Origin of the sequence: Burkholderia sp. Ac-20392 (assembly GCF_017104585.1) — a bacterium.
GTDB classification, from domain to species: domain Bacteria; phylum Pseudomonadota; class Gammaproteobacteria; order Burkholderiales; family Burkholderiaceae; genus Burkholderia; species Burkholderia lata.
Map to the genome: position 1 here is coordinate 1 of NZ_JAAGPB010000639.1, position 3,983 is coordinate 3,983.

At 68.5% G+C, this 3,983-nt stretch carries 7 protein-coding genes; 2 read left to right on the plus strand and 5 right to left on the minus strand.

Annotated elements, in window-relative coordinates; all coding sequences use genetic code 11:
- Window positions 1-96: 96 nt before the first annotated feature.
- Window positions 97-660, plus strand: a complete 564-nt coding sequence (locus G3N99_RS35985; protein WP_011351227.1) for a YggT family protein — start codon at window positions 97-99, stop codon at window positions 658-660.
- A 10-nt stretch (window positions 661-670) separates the two neighbouring features.
- On the opposite strand, the gene G3N99_RS35990 is transcribed toward G3N99_RS35985, so the two are convergent.
- The 5 genes from G3N99_RS35990 to G3N99_RS36010 all read right to left on the minus strand — a co-directional run bounded on the left by G3N99_RS35990 (window position 671) and on the right by G3N99_RS36010 (window position 3,650).
- The gene (locus G3N99_RS35990) at window positions 671-1,021 is read right to left on the minus strand and encodes a DUF190 domain-containing protein (protein WP_174941453.1); all 351 of its coding nucleotides are present in this window, start codon (window positions 1,019-1,021) and stop codon (window positions 671-673) included.
- Window positions 1,022-1,044: 23 nt separating this feature from the next.
- The gene (gene crcB, locus G3N99_RS35995) at window positions 1,045-1,431 is read right to left on the minus strand and encodes a fluoride efflux transporter CrcB (protein WP_011351225.1); all 387 of its coding nucleotides are present in this window, start codon (window positions 1,429-1,431) and stop codon (window positions 1,045-1,047) included.
- A gap of 194 nt (window positions 1,432-1,625) precedes the next feature.
- Window positions 1,626-2,498 (minus strand): Sir2 family NAD-dependent protein deacetylase, encoded by an 873-nt coding sequence (locus G3N99_RS36000; protein WP_206124743.1) that lies wholly within the window; start codon window positions 2,496-2,498, stop codon window positions 1,626-1,628.
- A gap of 175 nt (window positions 2,499-2,673) precedes the next feature.
- A complete protein-coding gene (locus G3N99_RS36005; protein WP_206124744.1) occupies window positions 2,674-3,054 on the minus strand; it encodes a DUF4406 domain-containing protein in 381 nt (126 codons plus the stop codon).
- Window positions 3,051-3,650 carry an NUDIX domain-containing protein gene (locus G3N99_RS36010; RefSeq protein WP_206124745.1) on the minus strand — a complete coding sequence of 200 codons (600 nt, stop codon included), beginning with the start codon at window positions 3,648-3,650 and terminating at the stop codon, window positions 3,051-3,053. Before G3N99_RS36010 ends, G3N99_RS36005 begins: the two co-directional genes overlap by 4 nt.
- Before the next feature lie 81 nt (window positions 3,651-3,731).
- On the opposite strand from G3N99_RS36010, the gene G3N99_RS36015 reads away from it, so the two are divergent.
- Window positions 3,732-3,983, plus strand: a 252-nt coding sequence (locus G3N99_RS36015) for a DeoR family transcriptional regulator (RefSeq protein WP_206124746.1), incomplete at its 3' end; no start/stop codon positions are given.

The window sequence follows — 3,983 nt, forward strand, 5'->3', positions numbered from 1 at the left end:
TCGTCGCGAGACGAGGCGTGATAAGGTGTCGGCCGATGCGCCGCCATCCGGCGTTGGCGGCCGCACGCTACTGACTGTATAAAAAGGATGCCAACGATGTTCGGCGAGATCGCCCGTTTTCTGCTCAATACCGTCTTCACGCTGTTCGGCGCCGCGCTGATCCTGCGCGTCTGGATGCAGGCCGTCCGCGTGCCGCCGTACAACCCCGTCACGCAGGCCGTGCTGCAGGCGACCAACTGGCTCGTGCTGCCGCTGCGCCGCGTGATCGCGGGCGTACGCGGCATCGACTGGGCCAGCGTGGTCGCCGCGCTGCTCACCGCGCTCGTCTACGTCGTGCTGATGGTCGTGATGGCCGGTTTCGACCCGGCCTCGGTGATCGCGACGCTCGTCGTGGTCGCGCTGCTCACCGTCGTGAAGTGGGCGCTCAATCTCGTGATCTGGATGACGATCCTGATGGCGCTGCTGTCGTGGCTCAACCCGCGTTCGCCGGCGATGCCGATCCTCTTCCAGCTCACCGCGCCGTTCCTGAACCCGCTGCGCCGCATCATCCCGAATCTCGGCGGCATCGACCTGTCGCCGATCCTGCTGTTCGTGATCGTGCAGGTGCTGCTGATGATCGTCACGCGCGCCGCCGTGTCGCTGACGATGTTCGGGATCTGACGCCGTCCCCCTACGCCGCCGGCCCCTGCGCCGGCGGTGCGCCGAGCGTGTCGATCACGCCGAAGCGCGCCGGCATCATCGCGTAGCACACGCGCACCTTCTCGCGCGACAACCGGTCGAGCAAGCGCTGCGCCTCGTCCTCGGTGACGATGAATTCGATCTCGATCGCGAGCGACCCCTGCAGTTCGAAAAAGCGGTCCTCGTGCAGCACGCGATGCTGGCCGAACCCGGCCATCGCGCGAAACGCGGAACCGCCCGCGACGCCCATCCGGCTCGCCTCCTCCAGCAGCCATTCCCACAGCGGTTTCCAGTGCAGCCGGTGCTTCTCGTGCACATAGAAGCGCAGGAAGATCTTGTCCATCGCACCCTCCGATGGCGGCACGCTCAGGCCGCCGCGAGCCACGCGCGCGCGGTCCACATGCCGAGCGCCGTCAGCGCGAACGATCCAGTCAAGTGTAGGGCAGCCACCGCAAACGCCCATCCGAATTCGCCCTGCACCGCATGCGTCATCACTTCGACCGAATAGGTCGAGAACGTCGTGAGGCCGCCGAGAAAGCCCGTGATCACGAACAGCCGCCACTCGGGCGGCAGCCCGACGCGGGTCGTGAACACGACGGCGGCGATGCCGATCACGTAACCGCCGATCAGGTTCGCGGCGAGCGTGCCGAGCGGCACGGCGGGAAAGAATTCGTTGAGCGCGAGACTCAGGAACCAGCGCAGCAGCGCGCCGAGCCCGGCGCCGACGAAGATCGCGACGATCGAATAGAACAAGGGCGCTCCCGGTCGATGATGCGGCTGGAGTCAACCGCCGGCCCCCGGTTGCCCGGGGCGAGGTGCGCTCCCGGACGCTTGCGGCGCGTGCGCGGGCGGCACACGCTGAACTGTATGCGGATTCACCGCGCCCCTGCAACGGCGACCGCCTGCGGGATGCGGGTCCGTTCGGATCGTCTCGCCCGCCCGCAGGCTCACGCGCGTGGCCAAGCCGCGTCGAGCGCGCTCAGCGTCGCCAGTGCGCCGCCCTTCAGGCCGATCACGTCCGCACGACGCGCATGCGCTTCGCGTGCGTTGATACGAATCACGTCGGCGCCGAGGCGTTCGCTCAGCAGGCGCACGGTCGGGATCGCGGTGCCCGCGCCGATCTCGACCACGGCGACACGCCCGGCCTGCGCAATCCAGTCCTCCAGTGCTCGCTCCTGCGCGTCGTAGTGCGCACCGAGCCAGCCGGTATCGCCGAACATCAGGATGTTCGGCCGCGCGAGGCCGCCGCAGTGCGGACAGCGCGGCATGTCGCCGATGAGGCGGCAGGTGGCTTCGTCGACGTCCGGCACGAACGGCGCTGCATCCCACGTGTCGTCCGAACAGGGGCGCAGGCACTGCATTGCGTGGATCGAGCCGTGGATCTCGACGATCCGCGCCGGATCGAAGCCGGCTTTCTGGAACTGGCCGTCGACATTGCTCGTCAGCACGAAGCCGCCGTTCGGCATCGCGTCGATCCAGCGACGCAGGATCGCAAAGCCCGCATGCGGCACCGTCGCACGATAGAGCGCGAGACGGTGTCCGTAGAAGCCCCACGCGAGCGGCGCGCGTGCGCGGAAGGCGTGCGGCGATGCGATCTCGTGGAACTCGAAACGCTCGTGGCGCAGCGCCGGATACGCACGCCAGAAGCCGTCCGTGCCGCGAAAATCGGGCAGCCCGGAATCGACGCCGATACCGGCGCCGGCCGTCACGAGCAATGCGTCGGCGCGCGCGAGCGCGACAACGGCGGAAGCGACGAGATCGGCGGGCAGTTGCGCGGCGGCGGCAGCAGCGGTGGAGTCAGCGGAATCGGAATACGACATGATGGAGCGGAGGTAGCGTCGGGCGGTGCGCGAGTGGCGTCGCGATCATACGCCGGTTCGCGCGCGGCGCGGCACGCGCGATGCAACGACATGACGCGACGCTCGCCTAGCCGCGGTCGGTGCGGATGTCCGGTCGATGCGAGGAGGCGCCGCGCCCGGGCACCTCCCCGCCTGCTCAGCTTTGTGAATCGTCCTGTACGACCGGAATTTCGTCAGCCGCAAAATAGACCGGCTTGCCGAGCTGCCTTGCAAGGCCGACGTCCATGTCCGCCCCGCGCGACGCGCCGTCGATACGCAGCACCGCATCGCAGCGGCGCAGCAGCCGGTGCGCGGCCGGATACAGGAACGCTTCGCTGATCGCGTCGCCGACCTGTCGCGACCCGGCCGCAACGGCGAGCGGCAGCGACACCCACTCGCCGATCATCGGCATGTGTCCGCGGCGATACACGGCGAGCGCGGCCTCCTCCAGCCGGTACAGATTAGCGGCGATGCGTGCGGGATCGCCGTCCGTGCCGCTGCGATAGGGGCCGGCGACCAGCACGAGCAGCGGCGTCATGCCGTGCACGCGCCGGCGGTTTCCCGCAGCGCGACGTACTGGAGCAGCATGATCGTCTTCCCGTCGACGATCTCGCCGCGCTCGATCGCATCCAGCGCCGCCTGCAACGGCATCTCGACGACCTCGAGATCCTCGCCCTCTTCCGCGACGCCGCCGCCATCGCCGGTGCGCAACGATGCGTCGTATTCACCGACGAAGAAATGCAGCTTCTCCGTCACCGAGCCCGGGCTCATGAAGGCCTCGAGCACCTTGCGCACGCCACGCACGCGATAGCCCGTCTCCTCCTCGGCCTCCGCGCGGATGCGCGCTTCGGGCGTCGCGTCGTCGAGCAGGCCGGCGGCAGCCTCGAGCAGCATGCCGTCGTGCCCGCTGACGAACGCCGGCATCCGGAACTGCCGCGTCAGCAGCACGTCGCCCGTCTCCGCATTGCGCAGCAGAATGGTCGCGCCATTGCCGCGATCGTAGGTCTCGCGGCTCAGGCGCTGCCACGTTCCGTCGCGGCGCAGGAAATCGAACGTCACCTTCTTCAGCACATACCAGTCATCGGACAGCACCGTCGTATCGACGATGCGGACACGGTCCCGCGTTGCAGCCATCCCAGCCTCCGGTTCGACAAAAGACGGCGCCCATGGTAACGTGCATATTCGTGCAATTTCAAGAAATTTCGTGCAGACACGATGCTGACGACACAACGCAAGAAAGCGATCCTTGACGCACTCGCGCGCGACGGCCAGGTGCTGGCGGTCGAGCTGAGCGCGCAATTCGGCGTGTCCGAAGACACGGTCCGCCGCGACCTGCGCGAGCTCGCGGCCGAAGGCCTGCTGCAGCGCGTGCATGGCGGCGCGTTGCCGGCGTCGCCGGCCGTTGCGCCGTTCGCGCAGCGCGAGGCGCTCGAGACGGCGGAAAAGCGGCGCATCGCGCGGCGGGCC